This window comes from Streptomyces sp. NPDC046379, assembly GCF_055587785.1.
On the sequence record NZ_JBVJFP010000011.1, the window covers coordinates 164,214 to 190,925 of the forward strand.

Sequence of the window (26,712 nt, forward strand, 5' to 3'; positions counted from 1 at the left end):
AGGACCCCCGTCATGCGCAAGTCATCGCTGCGTCGCGCCTGCGCCGCGCTCGCCGCCGTCACCTCGCTCGCCCTCGCCGCCACCGCCTGCGGCGGCACCACGAAGGAGGACGTGAGCCGGGAGGGCGGCTCGGCCGCCGCGGCCGGCCGGGCCGACCCGAACGCCGAGCTCAAGAAGGGCCTGACCGTCGGCTTCCTGCCCAAGCAGGTCAACAACCCCTACTTCACCTCCGCCGACAAGGGCGGCGAGGCGGCCCTGAAGGAGCTGGGCTCCGGCTACAAGGAGGTCGGCCCCTCCAGCGCCACCGACACCTCCGGCCAGGTCTCCTACGTCAACACCCTCACCCAGCAGCAGGTCGACGCGATGGCCGTCTCCGCCCAGGACCCCGGCGCCCTGTGCACCGCCCTGAAGCAGGCCATGAGCAACGGCATCAAGGTCGTCACCTACGACTCCGACACCAAGCCCGACTGCCGCAACGCCTTCGTCTCCCAGGCCTCCGCCGAGGACCTCGGCCGCACCGAGGTGCAGTTGCTCGCCGAGCAGATCGGCTACAGGGGCGAGATCGCGATCCTGTCCGCCGCGCAGACCGCGACCAACCAGAACACCTGGATCGAGTTCATGAAGGACGAGCTCGAGGACCCCAAGTACAAGGACATGAAGCTGGTCGAGGTCGCGTACGGCAACGACGACGCCCAGCAGTCCTTCCAGCAGACCCAGGGCCTGCTCCAGGAGTACCCGAACCTCAAGGGGATCATCTCCCCGACCACCGTCGGCATCAAGGCCGCCGCCCAGTACCTGTCCGGCTCCCGGTACAAGGGCAAGGTCAAGCTGACCGGCCTCGGCACCCCCAACGACATGCGCAAGTACGTCAAGAACGGCACCGTCGAGGCGTTCGAGCTGTGGGACCCGGCCAAGCTCGGCGAGCTGGCCGCGCGCACCGCCGTCGCGCTGGTCTCGGGGCAGATCACCGGCAAGGAGGGCGAGACCTTCACGGCCGGCGGCATGGGCGAGTACACCATCGGCGAGGACGGCGTCATCAGCCTCGGCAAGCCGACCGTGTTCAACGCCGACAACATCGACCAGTACGACTTCTAGCAGCGGGGCGGTACGTCATGCAGCGCGTCTGTTTCCTTCTCAAGGTCCGCGAGGACCGCATCGCCGAGTACCGCGAACGCCACGCCGACGTGTGGCCCGAGATGCGCGAGGCGCTCTCGGCCACCGGCTGGCACAACTACTCCCTCTTCCTGCGCGACGACGGCCTGCTCGTCGGCTACCTGGAGACCGAGGACTTCGAGGCCGCCAGGGCCGGCATGGAGGCCACCGAGGTCAACGCCCGGTGGCAGGCGGAGATGGCGCCCTTCTTCGAGTCCCTCGACGGGTCGCGCCCCGACGAGGCGATGAAACCGCTCACCGAGGTGTTCCACCTCGCCTGACAGGTCCGTTCGGGAGAGAGGTCCGTTCATGAGAAGACGCACCGTCCTGGCGAGCGCCCTGCTGGCCCCGCTGGCGGCGCCGGGCAGCGCCCGCGCCGCCGCCCCGGGCCCGTCGGTCACCCGCACCGGCACCTCCACGCTCGACGCCCGGGCCCTGTTCTTCGTGTCGTACAACGGCCTGGTCAACAACAACGCGTTCCAGAAGAACGGCCTGCTCACCTACAAGGGCCACCAGTACGCGGCCTGGTACACCGCCGACCGCAACGCCGTCGTCGCCCGCCGGGCGCTGGGCGCGACCACCTGGCAGACCGTCAGGATCGGTCACACCCTGCGCTACGACGACTCCCACAACGTCATCTCCATGGGCGTCTCCCGCGTCGACGGCCGCCTGCATCTGAACATGGACTCCCACAGCGACGGCTTCACCTACGTCAGGTCCGCCGCCGGGCTCATGGACGACCCCACCGGGCTGAGCTGGACCGCGAGCCGCTTCGGCGCGCCCCGGAACACCCTCGACGGGCTCGCCCTCACCTCGCAGTTCACCTACCCGCAGTTCGTCGCCACCCCCGAGGGCGGGCTCCAGCTGAGCTACCGGGCCGGCGTCTCCGGCAACGGCCGCAACGGCCTGGCGGAGTACGACGGTTCGCGGTGGACCGCGCTGGGGGAGTGGTCCGGTTCCACCGGCACGTACACCAGCGAGCACGGCTCCAGCACCGCCCGCAACATGTACCTGCACGGCATCGACTACGACCGGGCCGGCCGGCTGCACGCGTTCTTCACCTGGCGCGAGCAGAACGCCGCCGTCATGTGCTCCGGCGGCGGCATCACCAACCACGACACCGGCTACGTCCACTCCGACGACCGCGGCCGCACCTGGCGCAACAGCGCCGGCACGGTCGTCGGCACGACCGGCGCCGACCGCGTGCAGGTCACCGACCCCGGCCTGGTGGTGGACGCGCTGAACCCGGACCACTCCCTGATGAACCAGGAGAGCCAGTTCACCGACTCCGCCGGACTGCCGCACGCGATCATCAGCTACGTGCCCGGCCGCTTCGGCCAGTGCACCACGAACTACGTAGCCGACCGCACCGCGGGCGGCAGGGCGTTCCACCTGCGCAGGGCCGCCTCCGGCGCCTGGCAGAAGACGGAGATCCCCGTCCCGCTCGACTCCAGCCAGCGGACCCGGCTGATCCTGGACAGGTACGACAACGCCTACGCGATCCTCCCCTTCGGCCGGATCGCCGGCGCCTCCAAGGCGTCCGGGCACACCGACTGGCGGCTGCTGTTCGACGGGGCGGGACTCAACGCCTTCGGCGAGGTCGTGACCGACGAGACCCGCGTCGCACAGGACGGGGTGCTGTCGTTCATGTACCAGGAGAGGTCCACCGGCACGACGCCGTCCGCGCTCCGCGTCGTCGACTTCCGGCTGCCCGCGTGAGCGTGACCGGCCCGGGGCGGCGTGCGGGTAGTGTGAAGGCCCTCCCGTCGCCCCTCGTCTCCCTGGAGGTCGCTGCCTGATGGCCCAGTCCGTGGGTATCAAGGACGTCGCCCGCGCCGCCGGCGTCTCCGTGGGCACGGTCTCGAACGTGATCAACCGGCCCGAGACCGTCGCCACCGAGACCCGCGCGCGCGTGCAGTCCGCGATCGAGCGGCTCGGCTACGTGCGCAGCGAGTCCGCCCGTCAACTGCGCGCCGGCCGCAGCCGGATCATGGGCCTGCTCGTCCTCGACATGGGCAACCCCTTCTTCGTCGACGTGGCGCGCGGCGCGGAGCGGGCCGCCCGCGACGCCGGACTCGGCGTGATGGTCTGCAACAGCGCCCAGGACCCGGCCGAGGAGGCCGAGTACCTCTCCCTCTTCGCCGAGCAGCGGGTGCGGGGGGTGCTGCTCACCCCGGCCGACGCGACCGGCCGCAACATGGCGGCGTTCCGCCGCCACAACATCCCCTTCGTGCTCGTCGACCGGGTCGCCGAGGGCGCCACCGAGTGCTCCGTCTCCGTGGACGACGTCGCCGGCGGCGCGCTGGCCGTGCGCCACCTGGTGGACGCCGGGCACCGCAGCATCGCGTACGTCAGCGGGCCGCCCGCCCTCAACCAGGTCCGCGACCGGCGCACCGGCGCGCTGAACGCGCTCGCGGAGGCGGGCCTCGGCCCCGAGGCGCTGCGCGAACTGCCCACCGACCGGCTCGACGTCGCCGCGGGCCGGGACGCGGGCGCCCGCCTCCTCGGCCTCGCCGACCGCCCCACGGCGGTGTTCTGCGTCAACGACCTGCTCGCCCTCGGCGTGCTCCAGGCCATGTTCGCGGCCGGCGTCTCCGTCCCCGACGACCTCGCCATCGTCGGCTACGACGACATCGAGTTCGCCGCCGCTGCCGCCGTCCCGCTCACCTCGGTACGGCAGCCCGCCGTCACGCTGGGGGCGCTCGCCGCCGAACTGCTGCTCCAGGAGACGGGAAGCATCGAGGGGTCGGTCCGGCACGAGCACCGGCGGGTCGTGCTCCAGCCCGAACTGGTGGTACGGCGCTCCAGCCTGTCCGGCCGCTGACGCCTCCGCCCGCCGGCCGTGCCGTTCGCGCCCCTGACAGCGGCCCACCGGCGCGTTCCGGGGCTCCGGCGCCGATTAGGCTGGCCGCCATGCACGACGACCACCCCGGCGACCCGGCCGGATCCGCCGCCCTGCGCGGCGACTGCGCGAACTGCTTCGGGCTGTGCTGCGTCGCCCTGCCCTTCGCCGCCTCCGCCGACTTCGCGGTGGACAAGGCCGCCGGGACGCCCTGCCGCAACCTGCGCGAGGACCACCGCTGCGGCATCCACGCCCGGCTGCGGTCCGAGGGCTTCGCCGGGTGCACGGTCTACGACTGCTTCGGCGCCGGCCAGAAGGTCTCGCGGATCACCTTCGGCGGCGAGGACTGGCGCACCGGTTCCCGTGAGCACGCCCGCCGGATGTTCGACGTCTTTCCCGTCGTACGCCATCTCCACGAGCTGCTCTGGTATCTCACCGAGGCGCTCGCCCTGCCCGCCGCCCGCCCGCTGTACGGCGATCTGCGCGACGCCCTGGAGCGGACCGAGGAACTCACCCTGCGCTCCGCGGAGGAGCTGGCCGCCCTGGACGTGGGCGCGCACCGGCAGGAGGTCGACGTCCTGCTGCTGAAGGCCAGTGAGCTGGCCCGCGCGGGGGTCCGCGGGCGCGGGAAGATGCGCCGGGGCGCCGACCTGATCGGCGCCCGGCTCCGACGGGCCGACCTGCGGTGCGCCACCCTGCGCGGGGCCTGTCTCATCGCCGCCGACCTGACCGGCGCCGATCTGCGCGGCGCGGACCTGATCGGGGCCGACCTGCGCGGCGCCGACCTCACGGACGCCGATCTGACCGGCGCCTTCTTCCTGACCCAGCCGCAGCTCAACGCGGCCCGCGGCACGGCCGGCACCCGGTTGCCGCGGTCGCTGCGCCGGCCCGCGCACTGGTCGTAACGCCCCATCCCTCAACAGGAAACCCTGGGACGTGCCCGGTTGGCGTGCGCCGCGATCTTCGATAGGTTAGGTGAGCCTTACCTAATCATGAGGAGTCGAGGATGCGTGACAGCCAAGCCCGGACGGCCGCACCCGCCGCGGCGGAACGGGCCCGCTCGGTGCTCGCCGCCGCCTGGTCGTGCGCCGTGAGCACGGACGGCGTCCGGGAGGAACTCGTCGGCGCGCACGACGTCGCCGACGACGGCCGGGTGCTCCTGCGCGTACCGGACGACAGCGCGCTGCTCGCCGTCGCCCTGTGCGCACCGCGCGGCGAGCCGTCCGCCGTCCTGGAGTTCGCCGACGTCGCGCCCGTCCCGCTGCGCCACCGCATCCGGGCCCGCGTCCTGCTCGCCGGCTGGTTCGCCGTCGAGGAGGGCCGCCTCGCCTTCCGGCCCACCCGCGTCGTGCTGCACGGCACCGCCGGCGCCGAGGTCGTCGACCCGGACGAGTTCGCCGCCGCCCGCCCCGACCCGCTGGCCACCGCCGAGGCCGGACTGCTCACCCACCTCGCCGCCGCCCACCCCGACGCCGTCGAGCGGCTGACCCGGCTCGTGGAACCGGGCAGCCTGCACGGCGCGGTCCGCGTCCAGCCGCTCGCCGTCGACCGGCACGGACTGACCCTGCGCATCGAACGCCGCCGCGCCCACGGCGACGTACGCCTGGCCTTCCACGCGCCCGCCGACGGGGTCGCCCAGCTCGCCGAGCGCATGCACGTCCTGCTGGCCCGGGCGAGCGCCGCCGCCTGCCCGCGCGCCCTGCACCGGCAGCGCACGGACGGCGACGGCTGACGCCCGCCGGCCGGCTACCAGTCGCCATCCTGGACCGGCTTGCCCGGCGCGTCGCCCAGCGGCTTCACCTGGTACGGCGCCGGGTCCTGCCACGGCTCGTGGTCGTCGCCGAGCCAGTCGCCCACCGGCTTCACCCCGCCCAGCGTGTGCGTCGGGTCGAGATCGAGCGCGTCCTCGTCGTAGTACTCGAACCAGGGCAGCCCCGCCCGCGTGTACGCAGCCCGGTCCACCGGAGACGGCGGCGGCGCCTCGCCGGTGATCCGCCGCCACTCGGGCGGCGTCACCAGATGCACGAAGACCCGCCCCGCCGGCTCGCCGGCCCAGTCCGACAGCGGCCGGTCGTCCCGGTACACCTCCTGGCGCATCGAGCCGCCGACGCCGAGCCCCATGGCCGCCGCGCCCCGCGGCCGGCCCGCGGGCGCCGCGCCCGGCGCGGGCGGCGGGGCGCCGAAACCGGCGGCCATCATCGGCGCCGCGGGCGCACGCTCCGCAAGCCGCCGCTGCGCCTCGCGCCAGACGGCCAGCGCCCCCTCGCCCAGCGGGAACGACTGCAGCTGCACGCCGCCCCACACCTCCTCGCCGGTGACCTGGCCCTCCACCGTCGCGCCGAGCCCGAGCGGAACGGCGACGAACTGGCGCACCGTGCCCTTGCCCGAGTTGATGCCGTCCAGCCACGGCTGGCGCGGCAGCACGACGTAGTTCTGCGGATCGCGGGAGAGCCGGTCGCTCCACGGCCGGCCGGACACCGCGCACACCTTGCCCACCCCGACCTGGAGCGCGGCCGGCTCCGTCGTGCCGGAGAAACTCAGCCACATCGCCTCGCGCAGGTACACCGGCAGCATCACGCCACCGCGCGCCCGCCACTGCTCCGGCACGGTGTCCGGGTAGTCCGCGACCCGGCGCACCGGGAACTCGCCCAGCCCGGGCGGCAGGGCGTGCGTGCCCGTCTCGGGCAGCCGCAGCGTGCGGATGAACCGCACCGCCGCCCCGCCCGGCAGCCGCAGAGTGTTCCCGTCGATCCGTACGCCGCCGCCGTCGGCCATCCCACGCTCCCCTTCGTCGCCCTCTCGCCCGCGGGCGGGCGCCCGCGACCTCGTCACTCAGCACGCCGCGCGGCGGCCCCGCGGTTCCGCCGCGACCGGCGCAGGGCGCGCAGCCGGTCCTGGAGCCGGGTCAGCCGCGGCAGCCGCTCGCGCTGCTCGCGGGTGGAGCGGTCCAGTTCCTCCAGCAGCCGGCGGGAGCGGTGCTCGGTGTCCATCTCGTCCAGGATGCGGTTGACCTCGGTCAGCACCGCGCCGTGCAGTTGCCACTGGCTGGGGTCGCGGCGGACCTCGTCGAGGAACAGGTCGGCCAGCTTGTCGCGGGTGGCCCGGGCGGTGTGCAGCTCGGCCGTCAGCCGTTCCTCCGCCGACTCGGCGCTCTCGCTGACATGCGTGGTGACCAGCACCGCGTAGCTCACCACGGCGTCGGCGATCTCCGCCAGCAACTGCTCCACCACGGCGCCCGTCGGCGGTTCGAACAGCGGCTCCGGCTCCCGCTCCTTGGCCAGGTCGGTGAGGGAGCGGGCGAGGACCCGCAGCACGACCGTGCAGATCTCCAGCGTGTCCAGACCGGTGCGCAGCACCACCCGGTGCAGCACGCCCTCCCGCACGCGCGGGTTGAGCCGCAGACTGTCCTCGGCCTGCCGCAGCGCGGCGTCCACCTGCACGATGTCGTGGTCGAGCCGGCGCGCCTCGTGCAGCCGCTCGGCCGCGCGCTCGTACGGGGTGCGCCCGGCGGCCTGCTCGCCGACGCGCAGCATCAGCTGCCGCATCCGGCGGGCCAGGCCCTCGATCGACTCGCCGGCCTCGCCCACCCAGACCGGCGGCGGCAGCAGCACGTTGACGCCCATCCCGACCACCGCGCCGATCAGCGTCTCCAGGATCCGCGCCCAGGCGGTGTCCCCGTGCGCGGTGACGCCGAGCACCAGCATGGCGCTGATCGCCACCTCGGGCACGTACTCGTCGACCCGCACCAGATGCCCGACCGCCAGCGCCGCCATGATCAGCAGCGCCAGGCTCCACCACGTCAGGCCCACCAGCATGCTGAACGCGATGGCGACCAGCACCCCCGCCACCACGGAGTTCACCCGGCGCACGCCGTTGGTGAGGGTGGCGTACAGCGTGACCTGGACGACCAGCAGAGCGGTGAGCGGCGCGGTCAGCGGGGCCGCCTCGGGACTGAGCCGTAGGGCGATGACGTAGGCGAGCGTCGCCCCGAAGGTCGACCGGAACGCCTGGACGACCACGGGTTCTCGATGCCGCTTCAGCGACTGGGCAAGGGAGGCGGGCCACTTTCGTACTACTTGCATCCTTTGGCCTGTTCCCGTTCCCCAGGGACCTCGAACGTCCCGCCAGTGCACTGCCGTCACGTGGCGCAACGCCGGGCGGGAGCGGTCAGGCGCCGAGCTTGTCCAGGAAGGCGAAGAGGTTGCCCGTGGTGCGGGCGATCTGCTCGTCGAGGGTGAGGCTCTCCTCGAAGCGGGCGCCGGACTCGGAGATCTTCTTGCCGCGCAGGTACAGGGAGCAGGCCAGGTCGGTGCACATGTAGACGCCGACCGAGTTGCCCTCGCGGCCCGCCGCTCCCGCTTTTCGCGCGGTCATCAGGGACACGCCGCCGCGCGGGTGCGTCGTCAGGCACAGTGAGCACAGGCTCCGGTGCAGATAGCCGCGCTGCGCGGGCGGGAAGCGCAGGGTGATCCCGACGAGGCGCTCTCCCCCCTCGACCACCAGGTAGCTGCGGTCCGGCGCCCCCGGGTCCCGCCAGCCGAGGAAGTCCAGGTCCTCCCAGGGCCGGTCGGCGAGATCGCGCGGCACGGGCAGGCGCTTGGCCTCGCCCTTCGAGCAGTTCACGAACGAACCGCGGATGTCCTGCTCGGTGAGTGGTCGCATGAGGGGGGTCTCCGGAGAACGCCGCACGAAGGGCCCGGAATCTCCGGGCCCGGGCCAGGTTAGGCGGCGTCCGCGCGCCCGGGCCAACCGATTTTCCGGGGCGGCCACGGGCGGGCCGTCGGCGACGCCGTAGCCTGGAGCCGCACCGCCAGGCCCGGCCGTTCGCACCGCCCTGCTTAGCTCACGGCGTGAATTAAGGGGTGGGGCAATAGCGCCCCCGATGACCCGGGCGGGGTATGTTGCAGGTCGGGCAGGGTTTCGGAGGGAGCCACATGGCGGGGCGCAACGGGCGCACGGTGCGGGATCTGCGGCGGGCCAACCGCACGGCCGTGCTGCAACGGCTGTACTTCGACGGGCCGCTCAGCCGCTTCGAGCTGGGCCCGGCGACCGGCCTCAGCTCCGGCTCGGTCAGCAACGTCGTCGCCGACCTGGTCGCCGACGGGCTGGTGGAGGAGGCGGGCAGCGTCGACTCCGACGGTGGCCGGCCGCGCACCCTGCTGCGGGTCTCGCCCGCCAGCGGCCACATGATCGGCGTCGACGTCGGCGAGACCCGGGTCCGCGTCGAGCTGTTCGACCTCGCCCTCACCGAGCTGGCCCGCACCGAGCGCCCGCTGGAGCAGCAGCGCTACGACGTCGAGGTCATCGTCGGCCACATCCGCGACGGCGTCGCCGAGGTGCTGGCCGGCGCCGGCGTGCCGCCCGAGCGGCTGCTGGGCGTCGGCATCGGCGTGCCCGGCATAGTCGAGCGCACCGACGACCGGGGCGCGGTCGTGCACGGGCAGACGATCGGCTGGGACGCCGTCCCGCTGGAGGCCCTGCTGCGTTCCTCGTCCCCGCTCCCCGACGGCGTCCCGTACTTCATCGACAACGGCGCGCGCACGCTCGGCCAGGCCGAGATGTGGTTCGGCGCCGGACGCGGCGCCGACAACGCCGTCGTGGTGCTGTTCGGCTCCGGCGTCGGCGCCTGCCTGGTCACGCCCGAGGTGGAACACGGCCGGGCCGTCGAGTGGGGGCACCTGACCGTCCGGGTGCGCGGACGCCGGTGCCGCTGCGGAGCCCTCGGCTGCCTGGAGGCCTACGCGGGCGCCGAGTCCCTGCTGGAGCGCTGGCGCGAGGCGGGCGGCCGGCCGCCCCGGGACGCCGACGAGGAGACCGCGCTCACCGCGATGCTCGCCGCCGCCTACCCGCCGGACGGCGCCGCGCCCGACCCGGTCGCGCTCGGCGTGCTGGAGGAGACCGCCGAGTACCTGGGTGCGGGCCTGTCCGACCTGATCAACCTCTTCCAGCCCGAGCGCATCCTGATCGGCGGCTGGGCCGGCCTCCAGCTCGGCGCCGGCTTCCTGCCCGCCGTACGCCGCCACGCCACCGCCTACGCGCTGCGCCACCCGGCCGAGAAGGTCGCCATCGAGCTGGGCCGGCTCGGTCCGGACGCGGTCACCGTGGGCGCCGCCATCCTCCCGCTGGCCGACTTCTTCGCCCGCGGCGGCCGCCGTCCCGAGCCCGCGCCGCAGGGGCCGCTCCCGGCGTGGCACGCGGTGCTGGAGGAGCGGGCCTCGCACTGAGCCCCGGGACCCGGGCCCGGAACGCTGTTTCGCGCGCCCGCCCGGGAGGTACTCGCGTGGGCCCGGGCACGGACCGCCCGGGCCCGTGTACCGAGGGAGCACACCGTGACGGACCACCGCAACGAGGAGCCGGGCCGCAGCGAGGACCCGCTGCCGCGGGACCTGCCCGACCAGCAGACCTACGAGGGCGACGACCCGTGGGACGTGAACCCGCAGAGCATCGCCAGGGAGGCCGGGAAGAAGGCGAGTCCCACCGACCCCTCCGCCGACGTCCCCGACACCGACGAAGGCGGCACCGGCCGGCAGCCGGAGCCGGGGGACGACGAGGGACCGCAGGAGTCCCCGGCCTGACCGGCTAGCCCACCTTGCGCCCCCGCATCGGCGCGGTGCGTTCCCCCGCTCCCTGCTGCATCCCCTGCACGAACTCCTCGATGACCTCGGTCGCCGTGAGCCGAGGGCTCCAGCCCAGTTCCGTGCGGGCACGGGTGCAGTCCATCAGCGGCAGCCGCAGCACCGCGTCGAACAGGTGCGGGGAGGCGGGCAGCAGATGCAGCCCCCAGGCCGCCGCGACCGCCGAACGGGCAGCGGAACGGGGGAGGCGCACCGGACGGCTGCCGAAGTGCTCCGCCAGCAGCCGCGCGTCGACCGGCGGATCGGCGGCGATGTTGAACGCGCCCCGGACCTCGGAGAGCGCCGCCAGCCGGTACGCCTCCGCCGCGTCGTCGGTGTGCAGCGCCTGCACCCGCAGCCCCGGAATGTCCGGCAGGAACGGCAGCAGCTCCGGGCGCGCCAGCTGACCCGGCAGGAAACGGCCGCCGAAGATGCGCCGCTGCTCGCTCGCCGACTCGCGCTTGAACAGGAACGCGGGCCGCATCCGCACCACCCGCACCCCCGGATGGTCCCGCTCGAAGGTGTCGAGGGTGCGCTCCAGGTAGGCCTTCTCGCGGCAGTACGCGGCGTCCGGCCAGCCGTGGGTCGGCCAGGACTCGTCCACCGCCCGGTCCTTGGGACCCGGCGAGTACGCGCCCACCGAGGAGGCGTGGACCAGCGCCGGTACGCCCGCCTCGGCCACCGCGTCGAAGACGCGGATGCCGCCGAGGACGTTGGTGCGCCAGGTGGTCGCCGGATCGTGGGTGGGCTGGAACGCCCACGCCAGATGGATCACGGCGTCCGCACCGAGGAACTCCTTGACGAGATCGGCCTGCTGCGAGGCGATGTCCACCGCCGACCAGTCGGTCTTCGCCGGCGCCTCGTCGGGCAGCCGGCGGGCCAGTCCCCGCACGGATCCGACCCGCGGATCCTGGGCGAGGGCCCGTACCACGCTGGTGCCCACGTTGCCCGTGGCGCCGGTGACGACGATCCTTCGGCCCGCTGCGCTGCTCACTTCCGTCTCCTTCGGCCGTCCTGCGGGGAGGGACGGACCGAGTACCCGTGAGGGCGCGAAAAAGCCCCGACCGGACGGGGGATTCCGGTCGGGGCGGTCCGAGGGGTGCAACGGACGGACGGCGTCGGGCGTTCCGCCGCACGGCCGGGACCCCGAGTGACGTCGGTCACCAGATGCCGTCGCCCGGCAGAGACGCGAGGAGATGGGCGGGGTCGGCGTAGACCGCGTCGGCCCCGGCCTCCTCCAGGTCGGCCCGAGGCACCCCGCCGCACAGCACGCCGACGCAGCGCACCCCGGCCCTGCTGCCCGCCCGCATGTCCCACACCGTGTCGCCGACGAACACCGACTGCGCGGCGGGCGCCCCGGCCAGCTCCAGGGCGTGCTCCACCGGCTCGGCCGCGGGCTTGCCTGCGTCCACGTCGTCCGCGCTCGCGGTCGCCGCGATGGCGTCGTCCGCGTCGAGGGCGCGCCGCAGGGCGTCCAGTTCCGCGCCGCCCGCCGAGGTGGCGAGGACCACCGTCCAGCCGTCCCGGTGCAGCCGGCGCAGCAGCCGGCCGGCGTCGGGCAGGGCGGGCAGCCGGTCGAAGTACTGTCCGTAGAGCGCCTTGTGGGCGGCGCTCAGGTCGGCGTCCTCCTCCTTGTCCCGGTCCTCGCCCAGCAGATGCGCGACGAGGTCCGTGGAGCCGAGGCCCACGGCCCGGTGGACGGCGTGCATGGGCACCCGGTGGCCCGCCTGCCGGAAGGCCTCCCACCAGGTGACGACGTGCAGGTGATTGGTGTCGACGAGGGTTCCGTCGACGTCGAAGACAGCGGCACGGTTCATGGCTCCCGAGTACCACCGGGCGGTCCGTCTCACCCCGCCCCGGCCGGCATCCGCCCTTCAGCACCCCACCGGGCCGGCACCCGCCCCGCGTTTCACCCCGCCGGACCGTCCGTCCCTCCTTTCACCCCGCCCCGGCCGGCATCCGCCCTTCAGCACCCCACCGGGCCGGCACCCGCCCCGCGTTTCACCCCGCCCGGGCCGGCACCCGCCCCCCTCTTCACGCCGCCCGGGCCGGCACCCGCCCCTCTTTCGTCCAGGTCAGCAGCTCCGGCCCCGACCAGGTGGTCACCACGCGCTCCGCGGGCACCCCGCACTCCTCGGCGCGGGCGCAGCCGAGGATCTGCCAGTCGAGCTGGCCCGGCGCGTGCGCGTCGGTGTCGATCGAGAACAGCACGCCCGCGTCCACCGCCCGGCGCAGCAGCCGGCGCGGCGGGTCGAGCCGCTCCGGACGGCTGTTGATCTCCACGGCGGTGCCCGACCGCGCGCACGCCGCGAACACCTCGTCCGCGTCGAACTGCGACTCCGGCCGCCCGCGCCCGGTCACCAGCCGCCCGGTGCAGTGCCCGAGGACGTCCGCGTGCGGATCGCTCACCGCGGCGACCATGCGGCGGGTCATCGAGCGGGCGTCCATGCGCAGCTTGGAGTGCACCGAGACGACGACCACGTCGAGCCGGTCCAGCAGCTCCGGCTCCTGGTCGAGCGAGCCGTCCTCGAGGATGTCGCACTCGATGCCGGTGAGCAGCCGGAACGGCGCCCAGGTGGCGTTGAGCGCGGCCACCACGTCCAGTTGCTCACGCAGCCGCTCCGCCGACAGGCCGCGCGCCACCGTCAGCCTGGGGGAGTGGTCCGTCAGCACGGCCCACTCGTGGCCGAGCGCCGCCGCGGCCCGGCCCATCTCCTCGATCGGGCTGCCGCCGTCGGACCAGTCGGAGTGCAGATGGCAGTCCCCGCGCAGCATCACCCGCAACGCCGCGCCGGCCCGGTCGTCCGGCCGCTCCTCGGCGGCCTCGGCCTCCAGCTGGGCCAGATAACCCGGCGGCTGCCCGGTCAGCGCCTCGCGCACGACCTGCGCCGTCTTGGGGCCGATGCCCTTGAGCGACTCCAGGGTGCCGTTGCCCGCCCGCTCGCGCACCTCGTCCGCGGGCAGCCCGGACAGCACCCTGGCGGCGGTGCGGAAGGCTCGGACGCGGTAGGTCGGCGCCAGGGACCGCTCCAGCAGGAACGCGATCCGCTCCAGTGCCTCGACCGGCTCCATCGTCACCTCCTCGGTCCCTCAAGGGTTCCCCAGAGCCGCGCCGCCCGCACGGCGGTCAGGGCGGTTTGCCCGGTACGCGCCACGGGTACTGCGATGCCCCGACCGAAACGACGACGGGACGTGCGCGCGAGCGCACCCAGCGTCAGTACCCCCGCCCTCCAGGAGGCCCCGATGTCAGCCCCCACCCCCGCGTCCCCCGCGTCCGATCCGTCCCGCAGGGTCGCCGTGATCACCGGCGCCGACTCCGGCATCGGCCGGGCCACCGCCGTCCGGCTGGCCGAGGCGGGACTGGACGTCGGGATCACCTGGCACGGCGATGAAAAGGGCGCCGAGGAGACCGCCGAGGAGGTCCGCTCCCACGGGCGGCGCGCCGAGGTGGCGCGGATGGACCTGACCCGGCTGCCGGACGCCGCCGACGTCGTCGACGAGCTGTGCGAGCGGCTCGGCCGGCTGGACGTCCTGGTCAACAACGCCGGCACGGGCACGGCCACGCCGTACCTCGACATCGACCTGGCCACCGTGCGCGAGGTCCTCGACGTGGACCTGGTGGGGCCGTTCCTGTGCGGTCAGCGGGCGGCCCGGCACATGATCCGGCAGGGCGACGGGGGCCGGATCGTCAACGTCACGTCCGTCCACGAGCACCAGCCGCGGGTGGGCGCGGCCCCGTACTGCGCGGCCAAGGGCGGGCTCGGCCTCCTCACCCAGGTCATGGCGCTGGAGCTGGCCGAGCACGGCATCACCGTCAACGCCGTGGCGCCCGGCGAGATCGCCACGCCGATGACCGGGCAGGAGGACACCGACGTGCGCACCGAGCGCCGCCCCGGGGTGCCGCTCGGCCGTCCGGGCGACGCACGGGAGGTCGCGGCCGTGATCGCCTTCCTCGCCGGGCCGGACGCCTCGTACGTCACCGGGGCCTCGTGGACCGTGGACGGAGGGATGCTGCGGATGGGCCCGCAGGCCGGGTCCCATCTGACCGACGACGACTGGCGGCGGCCCTGAGACCCAGTCCACCGGCCGCGCACCGGCCCGGCCCCGGCCGCACGGCGGCCCGGGACCGAGCCGGTCCCGGGCCGCCGCCGTCATCCGGCCGAGTTGGCCGATTCCGCTCTACGCTCTATGTCATGACCGAAATCGCGAGCCCCTACATGTCCCACCCGCGGATCATGGTGCTCGGCGTTCAGCCCGGCATCCCGCCGTTCCGCATCGTGGAGATCGACGGCGAGGTGGTCGGTGCGGCCAGGGCCGTCACCGACGTCCTGACGGCCGCCGCCGCCTTCGGCATCACGGTCCACGACCTGGACGATCCGGACGTCGTGCGCTGGGTCGGCGGCGACAAGTTCACCTGGACCGTGCACTGACGTCCGCCCCGGACCGCGCACCGACGCGTCGGCTCAGCCGACCGTCCACTTCTGGTTGGCGCCGCCGGTGCAGGTCCAGATCTGCAGCCGGGTGCCGTTGGCGGAGTTGTTCCCGGTGACGTCGAGGCACTTGTTCGCCTGCGGGTTGACGATGTCCCGCGCGGCGGTCACCACCCAGCGCTGGGCGCCGGTGCCGTTGCAGTCCCACAGCTGCACGGGCGTGCCGTCCGCCGTGGCGCCGCCCGAGACGTCGAGGCACTTGCCGAGCGCCCGGATCGTGCCGTCCGCGCCGACGGTCCAGCGCTGCGCGGCGGTGCCGTTGCAGTCGTAGAGCTGTACGGGAGTGCCGTTGGCGGTGTTGGCCGCGGCCACGTCGACGCACTTGCCCGCGAGGCCCCTGATCGCGGCGCCGGCCGGGGAGTCGCCGGTCGTCACGGACACGTGGTCCACGACGAGCTGCTGCGGGAAGACCGTGGAGCCGTCCGGGTCGCCGGGCCAGTAGCCGCCGACCGCCAGGTTGAGGATCAGGAAGAACGGCTTGTTGAACACCCAGGGGTTGCCGTTCAGGTCGGCCGGGGTGCGCCGCTGGTAGACGTTGCCGTCGACCGACCAGGTGATGGAGTCGGGCGCCCAGTCGACGGCGAAGGTGTGGAAGCCGTCCGCGAAGGCCTGGCCGCCGGGGAGGGTGTAGCCCGCGCCGATGCCGCCGGAGCCGGAGTAGCCGGGGCCGTGCAGGGTGCCGTGGACCGTGGAGGGTTCGAATCCGACGTTCTCCATCACGTCGATCTCGCCGGAGGCCGGCCAGCCGACCTGGCCCAGGTCGTGGCCCAGCATCCAGAACGCCGGCCACATGCCCTGGCCGCGCGGGATCTTCATGCGTGCCTCGACGTGCCCGTACTGGGCGGTGAACTTGCCGGCGGTGTTCAGCCGCGCCGAGGTGTACTGGCAGGTGCCGTACCAGCACTGGTAGTTGGCGGGGTTCTCGCGGCGGGCGGTGATCACGAGGTGGCCCTGGCCGTCCAGGGCGGCGTTGCGGGTGCCGGCCGTGTAGTACTGCCGCTCGTGGTTGTTGACGTTGTCGCCGGTCTCCAGCTGCCACTTGGCGGGGTCGACCGCCGCGCCGGCGGGCCCGTCGAAGGTGTCGGAGAACGTCACGGCCTGGACGCCGACCGGTTCCGCGTGCGCGGGGACGACGGCGGCGGAGCCGACCAGGAGCGCGGACAGGGCGCCGAGGAGACATCTGCGGAGCAGGCGCGGGGAGGCGGCCACGGGCATTCCCTTCCGGGCGGCGGCCCAGGAAGGATCCGGGGCGCCGCCTGTGGTGGGGGGTGAAGGTGAGGTTTCCCCTTGATTCAAGGACTGAACTAAGGACTCGTCAATACCTTGGTACAGGCCGGGATCCGGGGGGTCCCCGCGACCGCCCCGGCCGCCCTCGCCGTTCAGGTGCGGGAGTGCACCGCCCGGCTCATGCGCCGCCCCAGCAGCAGGTAACCGATCAGCGCGCCCGTGGTGTTGAGGATGACGTCGTCGATGTCGAAGGCGCGGCCCGTCACCATCGCGCCCTGGGCCAGCTCCACCAGCAGCATGACCGTCGCGGTCAGCAGCAGGACGCGCAGGAAGCCCCGGGTGCGCGGCGCGAGGACGGGGACGAGGACGCCGAAGGGCACGCCGAGCAGCAGGTTGCCGCCGATCTGCTTGACGGCGTAACGCAGGGACGGCTGGTCCACGTAGGCACGCAGGGAGTCGCCCGGCCGCAGGTTGCTGTGGGTCAGGGACTCGGAGGCGGGGGAGGGCTGCAGGGTGAGCCGGGCCAGGACCACCGCGAACGCCACCATCGCCACGAAGGCGACCGCCACGGCCAGCCCGCGGAGCAGGAGCGCGAGCAGCCGCCGCGGCGGCCGGCGCTCCGGGGTCCGGCGCTCCGGGGTCCGGGGCGCCTCGGCCTGCCGTGCGCGAGGGCGCGGCAGGAGGCGGGCGCGCAGGGCGGTAAGGGACATGGTCGGTCCTCCAGTCGTCGACGGCCGCCGGGTGAGAGCCGCTTACCCGGCAACCTGTCCTCGATGCCGTGCGGAGCGGTCAGGGTCCGTAGACGACCCGCACCTCCTTGAACCCGAGGGAACCCAGGAGTCCTTGGAGCATGCCGGTGGTGTTGGACTCGGCGCGCGCGGTCAGTTCGCTCTCCTTCGCCGCGTCCCGGATGTGCCGCACCGCGAGCTTCTGCACGGCCTGCTCGCTGTTCGGGTTGTCCGAAAACACATCCCCGAGCCGGTCCAGCAGACCGCGCTGTTTGGAGACGGCGTAGGAGCGGTCGGGGTCGAGGGCCGGCTCGCCGAGCGCCGCGTGCGGCAGCCGGATGGTGGCGGAGGTGCGGTCATCGTCGACCGTGACGTCCGTCTCGCCGACCCTGCCCAGGTCGACGTAGGCGTCCACGGTGCCCGCGCCGACGTAGAGCGTGCGGCTGCCGCGGATCGCGTCGGGCAGGTACTTGGTGTCCTTCTCCAGGTCCACCACGACCTGGAAGTTGCCGGACGCGGCGTCGTAACGGCTGATGTCCTTGATGGACTTGAGCAGCGCCGGACCGGAACGGTCGTGGGTCTCCGTGCCGAACAGGTCCCCCAGCGCGGGCATCACGGTCAGCCGGAGTCCGGCGAACAGCACGACGAGCACGAGCACCACCGCGCTCACCGCCTTGGCCCAGCCGGGCACGCGCCGTGGGGAACGCGTGGAACGTGTGGAACGTGTGGAACGTTCGGAAGTCGTCATGGCGGCTGTCCTCCTTCCCTGTGCTGCGCATGCCCATCAAATGCCGTGACAGACCGATCGGTTGGCGGAATGCACGACCCGTCGGAGACACGGAGGGCGCGGCAGCGCGGGGAGTCAGACCGCGGGCGTTCCGGGGCGCCGCAGGGCCGCGTCCAGGGTGGGCTGCGGGGGCACCAGCGCGGACAGGCCGGTGACCCGCAGGACGCGCAGTGTCAGCGGGTGGGCGCAGACCAGGTGGAGCCGGCCGCCGTGCGCCTGGCACCGGCTGCGCGCCCGGAACAGCAGCCGCAGGCCGGAGCAGTCGAAGAACTCGACCGGGCCGAGGTCGATGACGATCCGGGCGCCGGGCGTCGCCGTCGCCGCGTCGAGGTGCGGCAGGATCTCCTCCGCGGCGATGATGTCGATCTCTCCCCGGAACTCCAGGACCGTGTGCCCCTCGCCCCGGTGGACCCGCAGATGCCGGGTGAGCGGCGCAGCCCCCTGCTCCACGACGACGTCCCTCCAGCTGGCCCGGGCGGGGCGCCCAACTAGGTGCCCCGCTCAGCAAGTTACCCCCGATCGAGTGAATTCCAGCATGTTCGGTTGACATATGTCGCCGAATTACGGCGGAGTTCGGCCGAGTTCGTTCGAGGTGTGAACGAAGGGTTGGACGAAGTCGCCCGCCCGTCGGCCGGAGAGTCGGCCGACGGGCGGACGGAGAACCGGCCGACGGGCGGGCGGAGAATCGGCCGGAGGGCCGGACGGCGGCTCAGTCGACCACCAGCACCAGCTTGCCCGCGGTCCGCCCGGTCTCGCCGCGCCGGTGCGCCTCGGCGGCTTCGGCCAGCGGGAACGTTCCCGCGATCGTCGCGCGCAGCTTCCCCGCCCCGACCAGCTCCGCGAGCGCGTTCAGCCCGGCGCGGTCGGCGTCCACCAGCATCCTCACCGCCCGGACGCCGAGCCGCTCGGCCTCCTCGTAGAAGTCGTCGGAGCCGACCGGGAGGATCGACACCACGATCCCGCCCGGACGCAGCACCCGCAGCGAGCGCACGGAGGTCTCGCCGCCGAGCGTGTCCAGCACCACGTCGACGTCCTTCACCGCCTCGGCGAAGTCGGTTGCCCGGTAGTCGATCACCTCGTCGGCGCCCAGCTCCCGCAGGAAATCGTGCTTGCCCGCGCTCGCCGTGCCGATGACGTGCGCCCCGAGCGCCTTGGCGATCTGCACCGCCACATGCCCGACCCCGCCCGCCGCGGCGTGGATCAGCACCCGCTGTCCGGGCCGCAGCCCGGCGTTCTCCACCAGGGCGTGCCACGCGGTCAGCGACACCAGGGGCAGCGCGCCCGCCTGGACGTGGTCGATCCCGGCCGGCTTGGGCGCGAGGGCGCGGGCCGGGACGGTGACGTACTCGGCGTGGGAGCCGTGGCCGAACGGATAGGGCAGCATGCCCCAGACCTCGTCGCCGGGCCGGAAGGCGCACACGCCGATCCCGGTCTCCTCGACGACGCCGGAGACGTCCCAGCCGAGCACGAAGGGCGGCTCGCCCAGGAAGCCGCCCGTCTCCCGGTGCTTCCAGTCGGTCGGGTTGACGCCGGCGGCCCGCACCCGGACCAGCACCTCGTTCGGCCGCGGAGCGGGCCGCTCCACGCGCACTTCGCGGAGGACCTCGGGGCCGCCGAGGCCGTCCTGGCTGATGGCTCGCATCGTGTTCACATCGCTCATGGTCACCCAGCCTGCCCCGATCCGCCCGTTCGGGAAATGGCATGAAGGTCATGGTCCGATAGGATCCTGCCATGCGGTGTGACGACGGCGGACAGGACGGGCGGCGGGCGCAGCGGGTCGTCGTCCTCGCGCTCGACGGGGTCTACCCCTTCGAACTGAGCATCCCGGCCCGCATATTCGGCGCGGCCGACGGCCGGTACGAGGTGCTGACCTGCACCGTCGACGGCCGCCCGGTCCGCACCGACGCCGACTTCTCGGTCACCGTCGAGCACGGCCCCGGCATCCTCGCCACCGCCGACACGGTCGTCATCGCGCCGGTCGCCCCGGCGGCCGTACCCGACGGGCTGCCGGACGGACTACGGGCCGCGCTCGGCCTGATCCGCCCCGGCGCGCGCATCGTGTCGATCTGCACCGGCGCCTTCGTGCTCGCCGCGGCGGGCCTGCTCGACGGCCGCCGGGCCACCACCCACTGGCAGCTCGCCGACGAGTTCCGGCGCCGGTTCCCGTACGTCGACCTCGACCCGGACGTGCTCTTCGTCGACGACGGCCGGATCCTCACGTCCGCCGGTGCCGCCTCGGGCGTCGACGTCTGTCTGCACCTCGTCCGCAAGGACCACGGCAGCAGCCTCGCCAACACCGTCGCCCGCCGCTGCGTGGTGCCCCCGTTCCGCGACGGCGGCCAGGCCCAGTACATCGAGCGGCCCGTCCCCGAGGCCGGCGCCGCGAGCACGGCCGCGACCCGCGCCTGGGCGCTGGAACGCCTCGGCGAACCCCTGACGCTGACGCGGCTCGCCGCCCACGCCGGGATGAGCCTGCGCACCTTCGCCCGCCGCTTCCACGACGAGGTCGGCCTCAGCCCGGGCCGCTGGCTCGTCCAGCAGCGCGTGGCCCGCGCCCGGCACCTGCTGGAGTCCAGCGACCTGCCCGTCGACCGCATCGCCGGCCAGGTCGGCTTCGCCACCGCGGCGTCCCTGCGCCAGCACCTCCACGCGGCGATCGGCGTCTCCCCGCAGGCCTACCGGCGCACCTTCCAGACGACCCGCTGACGGGGCGGGCGCGCACCGGTGCGGCGCACCCGCGCTCGACGCCGTCGGGGATCCGGCGCCCGGCCCGAGCCGCCCCCTCCCACCCGCGCGCCCCGCCGGGCCCCGCCGCCCCGCCGACTGAATCCACCGAGCCGGGATATCCGCTTGGTGCAGGGCCGCGGGGCCGACCGCCGCGCGGCCGGAGAGCGGCAAGCCCCACGGAGGAGACATGGCACTGGTGACCGCGGGCGTGGTGGTGCTGGACTGCGCCGAGCCCGAGAAGCTCGCCGAGTTCTACCGGCAGCTGCTGGAGGCCGAGGAGACGGAGGCGAGCGCCAACCGCGTCGAGATCCGCGGCGCCGACGGCATCCGCCTGGCGCTGCGCCGCGACGTCAACGCGACCCCGCCGAGCTGGCCGCGCCCCGAGAACTCCCTCCAGACCCACCTGGAATTCGAGGTCACGGACCTGGACGCCGCCGAACGCCGGATCGTCTCGCTCGGCGGACGCCCCACGGAGACCAAGGACGCCTCCGGCCCCTTCGAGGAGCGCGGCTACGCCGACCCCGCCGGCCACTCCTTCATCCTGCGCACGACCACCCCGACGGCCCCCAAACAGGGCTGAGGCCCCGGCACCGGCCGGGGCCTCCAAGGCGGTCGGCGCCGCCGGGTCAGTCCCGGCCGCCCTTCTCCCCGGCCGGCCACACCCCGGTCCGGCGCTCGATGATCTTGGCGCCGCTGCGGTCCACCGCGCTGCGCACCGTGGCGAAGATGGCGCCCTGGATCGCGGCGGCCAGCAGGATCTCGCCCCAGCCGCGGTCCGGGTCCAGCGCGTCGGGCGCGTCCTCCTCGTGCCGGATCGCCATCCACGTCTTGCGGAACGCGATGCCGGCCAGCATGCCGCCCGCGTAGCCCAACAGCCAGCCGACCGGCTGATACGCGAACGGCAGCTTCTGCTTCTTGCTCTTCTTGCCCACGTGGGTGTCTCCTGCTCCTGGTCGTTTCCCGATGGTGATTCCCGGTGGCCGTCCCCGGTCGCTCAGGGGCGGCCCGCTTGCGGCACTTCTTCCCCCGGACGGACCGGTCCGGGCGGCACGCCGTCCCCGAACGGGCGACCGCCGAGTTCCTGGCGGTGGTGCGGCGCGGTCCAGCCGGACAGATCCGGACCGAGCGGCACGATCCCGGTCGGGTTGATGCCGGTGTGCACCTGGTAGTAGTGCCGCTTGATGTGGTCGAAGTCGACGGTGTCCCCGAAGCCGGGTGTCTGGAACAGGTCACGGGCGTACGCCCAGAGCACCTGGTTCTCCGTCAGCTTGTAGCGGTTGCACTTGAAGTGCCCGTGATAGACGGCGTCGAACCGGACCAGTGTGGTGAACAGCCGGATGTCCGCCTCGGTGATGGTGTCGCCGACCAGGTACCGCCGCCGGGACAGCCGCTGCGTCAGCAGGTCCAGCCGCCGGAAGACGTCCGTGCAGGCAGCCTCGTACTCCTCCTGCCCGGTGGCGAACCCGGCCCGGTACACCCCGTTGTTGACGTCCTCGTGGACGCCCGCCATGACGTCGTCGATCTCGTCCCGCAGCGCCTCGGGATACAGGTCCGGAGCGCCCTCGCGGTGCAGGGCCGTCCACTCGGTGGCGAAGTCCAGGGTGATCCGCTGGTAGTCGTTGGTGACCAGTTCTCCGCTGCCCACGTCCACGATCGCCGGGACGCTGACGCCGCCCGGATATCCCGTCTCCCGTTTGTCGTAGGCCTCGCTGAGGTGGCGGATGCCGAGGACCGGGTCGCGGCCGTCGGGGTCCAGGGTGAACCGCCAGCTGCGGTCGTCCTGCAGCGGGTCGGCGATGGCCAGCGACAACGCGGGCTCCAGCCCCAGCAGCCGCCGGGAGATCACCGCGCGGCTCGCCCACGGACAGGCACGGCTGACCACCAGCCGGTACCGTCCGGCCGCCACCGGCCACCCGTCCCGGCCGTCGGCGGTGATCCGGTCCCCGAAGTGACTCCTGGACCGGCTGAACGACTTCCTTCCGTAGGCGCTGTTGCCGTCGCCCTCGCCGCGCATGGTGCCCTCTCCTCCGCCTTGCGGGCACGCCGCCCCGGGGCGTCCCGCTCGTCGCGTGCACGAGTTCCCCCGTTTCCGGCTCCGGCACCGGTGTGATCGCCGGGGGCCGGGGCAAACGGCGTGGTGATGTCGACTTCCCCGAAGACCTCGCCGAAGACCCCCTCGCAGACCCCGCCGGAAGCCGCCCCGAGGAGCGAGGCGGCCCGCAGGGCCGATCGAAGGACGCGGGTCACGGTGCTGGTGGCGCTCGCCGCCAATCTGGTGATCGCCGCCGCCAAGGCGGCCGGCGGTCTCGTCGCCGGATCGCCCGCCCTGCTGTCCGAGGCCGCGCACTCGGTGGCCGACAGCGTCAACGAGCTGTTCCTGCTGGCCGCCCTGCGCCGCAGCCGCCGCCCCGCCGACCGGCGGCACCCCTTCGGCTACGGCAAGGAACGGTACTTCTGGGCGCTGCTCGCGGCCGTCGGCATCTTCGTGATGGGCGGCTGCTTCTCCGTCTTCCAGGGTGTCGAGGCGCTCCGCGACGGCGGGGAGGAGTCGTTCGGCGGCTACACGGCGGGCATGGCGGTGCTCGGCGTCGCCCTGCTCGCCGAGGGGACCTCACTGCTGCGCGCCCTGCACCAGCTGCGCGTCCAGGGTGTCGCCGACGGGCTGCGCGACCCCGCGCTGCGCACGGTGATCGCCGAGGACGGCGCCGCGGTGCTCGGCGTCGTCATCGCCCTGGCCGGCATGGGCCTGCACATGGCCACGGGGCGGATGGCGTGGGAAGCGGCGGCCTCGCTGGCGATCGGCGCGCTGCTCGTCCATGTGGCGTACCGCCTCGGCCGGGACGCCCGTGACCAGCTGATCGGCGAGGCCGCGGATCCGCGGGCCGACGCCCGGATCCGCGCCCTGCTGGCGGCCCAGCCGGAGATCGACAGCGTGGAGGCGCTGTTCACCATGAAGACCGGCGTCGACTCCACCCTGGTCGCCGCCCGCGTCGACCTCGTGCCCGGGCTCGACAGCGAGCGGGTCGAGGAGGTGGCCGTGCGCATCAAACGGTCGATCGCCCGCACCGTGCCCGAGGCGGACCGGATCTTCCTCGACGTCACCGACCGGCGCGCACGGGAGGCAGCGGAAAGCCCCGCCGCGACGGGGGAGCGCGGCGGGGCCTGCTAATCCGGTGCCCGGCCCGCACGGGTTCATGCGTGCCGGGCAGAAAAATGCATGGAACTGGCGGAAATCAGCGGGGTGGCGCGGTCAGTTCCCGCCCTCGGTCCGCTCCAGCACGAACACCGGGATCTCGCGGTCCGTCTTCTCCTGGTACTCGGCGTACGGCGGATAGGCCGCGACGGCCCGCTCCCACCACTCGGCCTTCTCCGCGCCGGTGACCTCGCGGGCGGTCATGTCCTGCTTCACCGGCCCGTCCTGCAGCTCCACCTTCGGGTCCGCTTTGAGATTGTGGTACCAGACCGGGTGCTTCGGCGCGCCGCCCGACGAGGCCACGACGGCGTACCGGCCCTCGTGCTCGACCCGCATCAGCGGCGTCTTGCGCAGCTTGCCGCTCTTGGCGCCCCGCGTGGTCAGCAGGACGACCGGCATCCCCGTGTCCCCCAGGGTCGTGCCCTCGGTCCCGCCGGAGCTCTCGTACAGCTCCACCTGCTCCCGCACCCACTGCGTCGGGCTGGGTTCGTACTCGCCTTCCAGAGGCATGGTCACCGTCCCCTCATCCAGTAGCTTCCTTGGTTCTGCTCCTGCTCCTGTCCTCCCATGCAACACCCGGCGCCCCGGGTTTCCTCCGCGACTCGCGCATCGGCCGTCCCGGCCGGCGACGGTGGCCGATTACGTCGGCAGGGAGCGGCGCCACGACCGCGGCACGCGGCACAGTCGGGTTTGGGAACATCGTCCCGCACGTCACCCCCCCCCCGAAGTCGAAGGAGAGTGCCCCGCATGACCGACACCCCCCGTCAGAGCACCCGCGCAGTGGTCGAGGAACTGCTGCGCAGGATCGGCCGGGGCGAGCCCGACCTGATCGCCGACCTGTACGCGGACTCCGTCGACTGGCGCCTGAGCTGGCCGGACGCGGAGCACGGGCGTGCGGAGACCCCGTGGATCCGGCGACGGGGCACCCGGGCCGAGGCGGCCGAGCACTACCGGGAGCTCGCCGCCCACCACCTCCCCGACACCGCCGACACCCGCGTCGAACGCATCCTGGTCGACGGGACCGACGCCGTGCTGCTCGGGGAGATCCGCCAGACGGCGCGTTCCACCGGCCGCCCCTACCGCGCTCGCTTCGCCCTCCATCTCACCGTCGAGGACGGCCGGATCGTGCGCCACCACGTCTACGAGGACAGCCTGGCGGTCGCCGACGCCTTCGCCGCCTCCCGCTGACGCGCTCGGCCCGCCGCCGTCGGCGTCCCGGCGACGGCGGCGGCGGGCGGGGCGGCGAGCGTCGCCGATGCGCCCTTTCACGCCGTTTCCGAGGCCCGCCCCCCGATGCGCTCCACGCCGCTTCCGAGGTCCGCCCGCCGATCCGCTCCACGCCGTTACCGAGGCGCCCCGCCGCGGCGACCGTCGACGAGCCTCGGCCTCCCCTTTTCCGTCCACCGGGCCGCACTAGGCTGCCCGGGTGAACGAACAGGACGAGAAGCCCTTCCTCTACGTCGTCGTCTGCGCCGCCGGGATCGCGGCGGGCGTCGGCGACCTCGTCGCCGCCGCCCGGGAGCGGGGCTGGACGGTCGGCGTCATCGCCACCCCCGCGGCGATGGACGGCTTCTTCGACGCCGCCGCCGTCGAGGCGCTGTCCGGCCGTCCGATCCGCTGCGCTCCGCGCAGGCCCGGCGAGCCGCGTCCCTTCCCGCCGCCGGACGCCGTGATCGTCGCCCCCGCCACCTTCAACACCGTCAACAAGTGGGCGGCCGGCATCGCCGACACCCTGGCCCTGGCCACCCTGTGCGAGGCCCTCGGCCTCGGCGTCCCCGTCGCCGCCCTGCCCTGCGTCTCCGACGCCCTGGCCGCCCACCCCGCGTACGGCGACAGCCTGACCCGGCTGCGCGCGATGAACGTCCGCTTCGGCGACCCGTACTCCGGGGACCCTGGTCCCGACGGCCGCCGACCCGCGTTCCCCTGGACCCGCGCGCTGGACCTGATCGAGCGGTAGCTAGCCACAGCGCACCGTCGGACCCGCCAGCATCCCGCCCGTGTACAGGGCCTGGCCGCGCGGCATCCAGTAGCCCAGTTTCGAGACCACCGTCGAGCAGGACCCGCCGAGCGTCACCCGGACGACGACGGTGGACGGACGGCCCGGCTGGAGGTCGGTGAGGGCGCAGTCGAGGGCGTGGCCGAGGCGGGTCCTCGACGGGTGGCTGCCGACCAGCGGGTTGACGCAGCGGGCGTCGTCCGTGGCCAGCCGTACGCCGCTGCCCTCCTCGCCGATGAGCCCGAACCGGGCGCTGCCGTCGCCCTGTTCGCTGTCCCGGGCGACGGTGTAGGTGAGCGTGGTCGTGGCGCCCGTCCGCAGCGGGCCCCCGGCGACCTCGACGCGGTGCGTCGGCTCCGGCAGCGGCGCGGTGAAGGTCAGCCGCGCCCGGACGGTGCCGGTCAGGTCGACGCCGGCCGGTGCGGAGCGCACCCGCACGTCGGCCTCGATGTCGTACGTGCCCGGCCCCGGGTACGGCCCCGATCCGGGCAGCGTCCCGGAGGCGACCGTGCGGCCGCCGCGCAGCGCCGTCCAGGTGCCGGAAGTCAGACAGGCGGCCCTGCCGTGGCAGGTCGCCGGCGCCGAGACGGCCATCGTCGGCGTGCCGCTGCTCGCGCACAGGCCGACCGAGGCGCGCTGTCCGCCCGCGCCCCGCAGCGTCCCGGCGGGCGCGCACAGCGTCGCGGGGGTGCCGGGCAGGGGGTCGGCCACCGGTTCGGGCTTCCCGACGGCGGCCACCGGTTCGGGACGTGCGACGGCGGCCGGTGGTTCGGACTTCCCGACGGCGGGCGCCGCGAGGGCGAGGGTCAAGGCGGTCGTGGCGGTCAGTGCCCGCAGCACCCTGCGTGTGGTGGGACGTGTCGGCATCGCGTTCCTCCCGGACCTGCCGGCGCCACGGGTCTGCCGTGGCGCAGGGGGGACCGGCCGGTCGCCGGTCGTCCGCTCCGAGGATGCGC

Annotated in this window: 30 protein-coding genes; 15 read left to right on the forward strand and 15 right to left on the reverse strand. The window is 73.9% G+C overall.

The window, feature by feature from the left end:
* Positions 1 to 12: 12 nt before the first annotated feature.
* The 6 genes from rhaS to ACZ6KF_RS20565 all read left to right on the forward strand — a co-directional run bounded on the left by rhaS (position 13) and on the right by ACZ6KF_RS20565 (position 5,726).
* Entirely contained in the window at positions 13 to 1,095 is a 1,083-nt protein-coding gene (rhaS, locus tag ACZ6KF_RS20540) for a rhamnose ABC transporter substrate-binding protein (protein ID WP_356628924.1), read from the forward strand.
* A 17-nt stretch (positions 1,096 to 1,112) separates the two neighbouring features.
* On the forward strand, positions 1,113 to 1,433 hold the full coding sequence (locus ACZ6KF_RS20545) for an L-rhamnose mutarotase (protein ID WP_356628922.1): 321 nt from the start codon (positions 1,113 to 1,115) through the stop codon (positions 1,431 to 1,433).
* 28 nt (positions 1,434 to 1,461) lie between these two features.
* Positions 1,462 to 2,871 carry a BNR repeat-containing protein gene (locus tag ACZ6KF_RS20550; RefSeq protein ID WP_356628920.1) on the forward strand — a complete coding sequence of 470 codons (1,410 nt, stop codon included), beginning with the start codon at positions 1,462 to 1,464 and terminating at the stop codon, positions 2,869 to 2,871.
* Positions 2,872 to 2,950: 79 nt separating this feature from the next.
* Positions 2,951 to 3,976, forward strand: coding sequence for a LacI family DNA-binding transcriptional regulator (locus ACZ6KF_RS20555; protein ID WP_356628918.1), 1,026 nt, complete (start codon positions 2,951 to 2,953; stop codon positions 3,974 to 3,976).
* A gap of 89 nt (positions 3,977 to 4,065) precedes the next feature.
* On the forward strand, positions 4,066 to 4,899 hold the full coding sequence (locus tag ACZ6KF_RS20560) for a pentapeptide repeat-containing protein (RefSeq protein WP_356628916.1): 834 nt from the start codon (positions 4,066 to 4,068) through the stop codon (positions 4,897 to 4,899).
* Positions 4,900 to 5,000: 101 nt separating this feature from the next.
* Positions 5,001 to 5,726 (forward strand): DUF2470 domain-containing protein, encoded by a 726-nt coding sequence (locus ACZ6KF_RS20565; protein ID WP_469175010.1) that lies wholly within the window; start codon positions 5,001 to 5,003, stop codon positions 5,724 to 5,726.
* A 14-nt stretch (positions 5,727 to 5,740) separates the two neighbouring features.
* Here the strand turns inward: ACZ6KF_RS20565 and ACZ6KF_RS20570 are convergent, their stop codons facing one another.
* The 3 genes from ACZ6KF_RS20570 to ACZ6KF_RS20580 form a co-directional block, all read right to left on the reverse strand.
* On the reverse strand, positions 5,741 to 6,769 hold the full coding sequence (locus ACZ6KF_RS20570) for a hypothetical protein (protein WP_469157829.1): 1,029 nt from the start codon (positions 6,767 to 6,769) through the stop codon (positions 5,741 to 5,743).
* Between the two features lie 53 nt (positions 6,770 to 6,822).
* Positions 6,823 to 8,076 carry an FUSC family protein gene (locus ACZ6KF_RS20575; protein ID WP_356628911.1) on the reverse strand — a complete coding sequence of 418 codons (1,254 nt, stop codon included), beginning with the start codon at positions 8,074 to 8,076 and terminating at the stop codon, positions 6,823 to 6,825.
* An 85-nt stretch (positions 8,077 to 8,161) separates the two neighbouring features.
* Complete coding sequence (locus ACZ6KF_RS20580; protein WP_356628909.1) at positions 8,162 to 8,656, reverse strand: FBP domain-containing protein; 495 nt, start codon at positions 8,654 to 8,656, stop codon at positions 8,162 to 8,164.
* 272 nt (positions 8,657 to 8,928) lie between these two features.
* Here ACZ6KF_RS20580 and ACZ6KF_RS20585 point away from each other — a divergent pair, with 272 nt between their 5' ends.
* On the forward strand, positions 8,929 to 10,218 hold the full coding sequence (locus ACZ6KF_RS20585) for an ROK family transcriptional regulator (protein ID WP_469175008.1): 1,290 nt from the start codon (positions 8,929 to 8,931) through the stop codon (positions 10,216 to 10,218).
* 105 nt (positions 10,219 to 10,323) lie between these two features.
* A complete protein-coding gene (locus ACZ6KF_RS20590) occupies positions 10,324 to 10,569 on the forward strand; it encodes a hypothetical protein (protein ID WP_356628905.1) in 246 nt (81 codons plus the stop codon).
* Positions 10,570 to 10,573: 4 nt separating this feature from the next.
* Here the strand turns inward: ACZ6KF_RS20590 and ACZ6KF_RS20595 are convergent, their stop codons facing one another.
* The 3 genes from ACZ6KF_RS20595 to ACZ6KF_RS20605 all read right to left on the reverse strand — a co-directional run bounded on the left by ACZ6KF_RS20595 (position 10,574) and on the right by ACZ6KF_RS20605 (position 13,680).
* Complete coding sequence (locus tag ACZ6KF_RS20595; protein WP_469239533.1) at positions 10,574 to 11,602, reverse strand: SDR family oxidoreductase; 1,029 nt, start codon at positions 11,600 to 11,602, stop codon at positions 10,574 to 10,576.
* A gap of 166 nt (positions 11,603 to 11,768) precedes the next feature.
* Positions 11,769 to 12,425 carry an HAD family hydrolase gene (locus ACZ6KF_RS20600; protein ID WP_469157826.1) on the reverse strand — a complete coding sequence of 219 codons (657 nt, stop codon included), beginning with the start codon at positions 12,423 to 12,425 and terminating at the stop codon, positions 11,769 to 11,771.
* Between the two features lie 217 nt (positions 12,426 to 12,642).
* Complete coding sequence (locus tag ACZ6KF_RS20605; RefSeq protein WP_469239535.1) at positions 12,643 to 13,680, reverse strand: PHP domain-containing protein; 1,038 nt, start codon at positions 13,678 to 13,680, stop codon at positions 12,643 to 12,645.
* Positions 13,681 to 13,851: 171 nt separating this feature from the next.
* Here ACZ6KF_RS20605 and ACZ6KF_RS20610 point away from each other — a divergent pair, with 171 nt between their 5' ends.
* Entirely contained in the window at positions 13,852 to 14,679 is an 828-nt protein-coding gene (locus ACZ6KF_RS20610; RefSeq protein ID WP_356628897.1) for an SDR family oxidoreductase, read from the forward strand.
* Positions 14,680 to 14,801: 122 nt separating this feature from the next.
* A complete protein-coding gene (locus tag ACZ6KF_RS20615) occupies positions 14,802 to 15,038 on the forward strand; it encodes a hypothetical protein (RefSeq protein ID WP_356628895.1) in 237 nt (78 codons plus the stop codon).
* Positions 15,039 to 15,071: 33 nt separating this feature from the next.
* Here ACZ6KF_RS20615 and ACZ6KF_RS20620 read toward each other — a convergent pair whose 3' ends face one another.
* The 5 genes from ACZ6KF_RS20620 to ACZ6KF_RS20640 all read right to left on the reverse strand — a co-directional run bounded on the left by ACZ6KF_RS20620 (position 15,072) and on the right by ACZ6KF_RS20640 (position 19,500).
* Entirely contained in the window at positions 15,072 to 16,307 is a 1,236-nt protein-coding gene (locus ACZ6KF_RS20620) for a ricin-type beta-trefoil lectin domain protein (protein WP_469175005.1), read from the reverse strand.
* A 170-nt stretch (positions 16,308 to 16,477) separates the two neighbouring features.
* Positions 16,478 to 17,035, reverse strand: coding sequence for a VanZ family protein (locus tag ACZ6KF_RS20625; protein WP_469175004.1), 558 nt, complete (start codon positions 17,033 to 17,035; stop codon positions 16,478 to 16,480).
* 79 nt (positions 17,036 to 17,114) lie between these two features.
* On the reverse strand, positions 17,115 to 17,801 hold the full coding sequence (locus tag ACZ6KF_RS20630) for a DUF4230 domain-containing protein (protein ID WP_356628889.1): 687 nt from the start codon (positions 17,799 to 17,801) through the stop codon (positions 17,115 to 17,117).
* Positions 17,802 to 17,915: 114 nt separating this feature from the next.
* Entirely contained in the window at positions 17,916 to 18,290 is a 375-nt protein-coding gene (locus tag ACZ6KF_RS20635) for an anti-sigma factor antagonist (RefSeq protein WP_356628887.1), read from the reverse strand.
* Positions 18,291 to 18,549: 259 nt separating this feature from the next.
* Positions 18,550 to 19,500 (reverse strand): NADP-dependent oxidoreductase, encoded by a 951-nt coding sequence (locus ACZ6KF_RS20640; RefSeq protein ID WP_469239537.1) that lies wholly within the window; start codon positions 19,498 to 19,500, stop codon positions 18,550 to 18,552.
* 71 nt (positions 19,501 to 19,571) lie between these two features.
* Between ACZ6KF_RS20640 and ACZ6KF_RS20645 the strand changes: the two genes are divergently transcribed.
* Positions 19,572 to 20,546: a GlxA family transcriptional regulator gene (locus tag ACZ6KF_RS20645; RefSeq protein ID WP_356628883.1), complete on the forward strand. Its 975-nt coding sequence runs from the start codon at positions 19,572 to 19,574 to the stop codon at positions 20,544 to 20,546.
* 208 nt (positions 20,547 to 20,754) lie between these two features.
* On the forward strand, positions 20,755 to 21,147 hold the full coding sequence (locus tag ACZ6KF_RS20650; protein ID WP_469157823.1) for a VOC family protein: 393 nt from the start codon (positions 20,755 to 20,757) through the stop codon (positions 21,145 to 21,147).
* A 46-nt stretch (positions 21,148 to 21,193) separates the two neighbouring features.
* Here ACZ6KF_RS20650 and ACZ6KF_RS20655 read toward each other — a convergent pair whose 3' ends face one another.
* Positions 21,194 to 21,499: a DUF4235 domain-containing protein gene (locus ACZ6KF_RS20655; RefSeq protein ID WP_356628879.1), complete on the reverse strand. Its 306-nt coding sequence runs from the start codon at positions 21,497 to 21,499 to the stop codon at positions 21,194 to 21,196.
* Positions 21,500 to 21,561: 62 nt separating this feature from the next.
* Positions 21,562 to 22,581, reverse strand: coding sequence for a glutathione S-transferase family protein (locus ACZ6KF_RS20660; protein ID WP_469239538.1), 1,020 nt, complete (start codon positions 22,579 to 22,581; stop codon positions 21,562 to 21,564).
* A 126-nt stretch (positions 22,582 to 22,707) separates the two neighbouring features.
* On the opposite strand from ACZ6KF_RS20660, the gene ACZ6KF_RS20665 reads away from it, so the two are divergent.
* Positions 22,708 to 23,736 (forward strand): cation diffusion facilitator family transporter, encoded by a 1,029-nt coding sequence (locus tag ACZ6KF_RS20665; protein ID WP_469157821.1) that lies wholly within the window; start codon positions 22,708 to 22,710, stop codon positions 23,734 to 23,736.
* A gap of 81 nt (positions 23,737 to 23,817) precedes the next feature.
* On the opposite strand, the gene ACZ6KF_RS20670 is transcribed toward ACZ6KF_RS20665, so the two are convergent.
* Complete coding sequence (locus ACZ6KF_RS20670) at positions 23,818 to 24,270, reverse strand: nitroreductase family deazaflavin-dependent oxidoreductase (RefSeq protein ID WP_356629178.1); 453 nt, start codon at positions 24,268 to 24,270, stop codon at positions 23,818 to 23,820.
* 237 nt (positions 24,271 to 24,507) lie between these two features.
* On the opposite strand from ACZ6KF_RS20670, the gene ACZ6KF_RS20675 reads away from it, so the two are divergent.
* Positions 24,508 to 24,948: a nuclear transport factor 2 family protein gene (locus ACZ6KF_RS20675; protein WP_356628873.1), complete on the forward strand. Its 441-nt coding sequence runs from the start codon at positions 24,508 to 24,510 to the stop codon at positions 24,946 to 24,948.
* A gap of 238 nt (positions 24,949 to 25,186) precedes the next feature.
* Positions 25,187 to 25,717, forward strand: a complete 531-nt coding sequence (locus ACZ6KF_RS20680) for a flavoprotein (RefSeq protein WP_356628871.1) — start codon at positions 25,187 to 25,189, stop codon at positions 25,715 to 25,717.
* On the opposite strand, the gene ACZ6KF_RS20685 is transcribed toward ACZ6KF_RS20680, so the two are convergent.
* Positions 25,718 to 26,623, reverse strand: coding sequence for a hypothetical protein (locus tag ACZ6KF_RS20685; protein WP_469157820.1), 906 nt, complete (start codon positions 26,621 to 26,623; stop codon positions 25,718 to 25,720). It abuts the gene before it with no gap.
* Between the last annotated feature and the right edge of the window lie 89 nt (positions 26,624 to 26,712).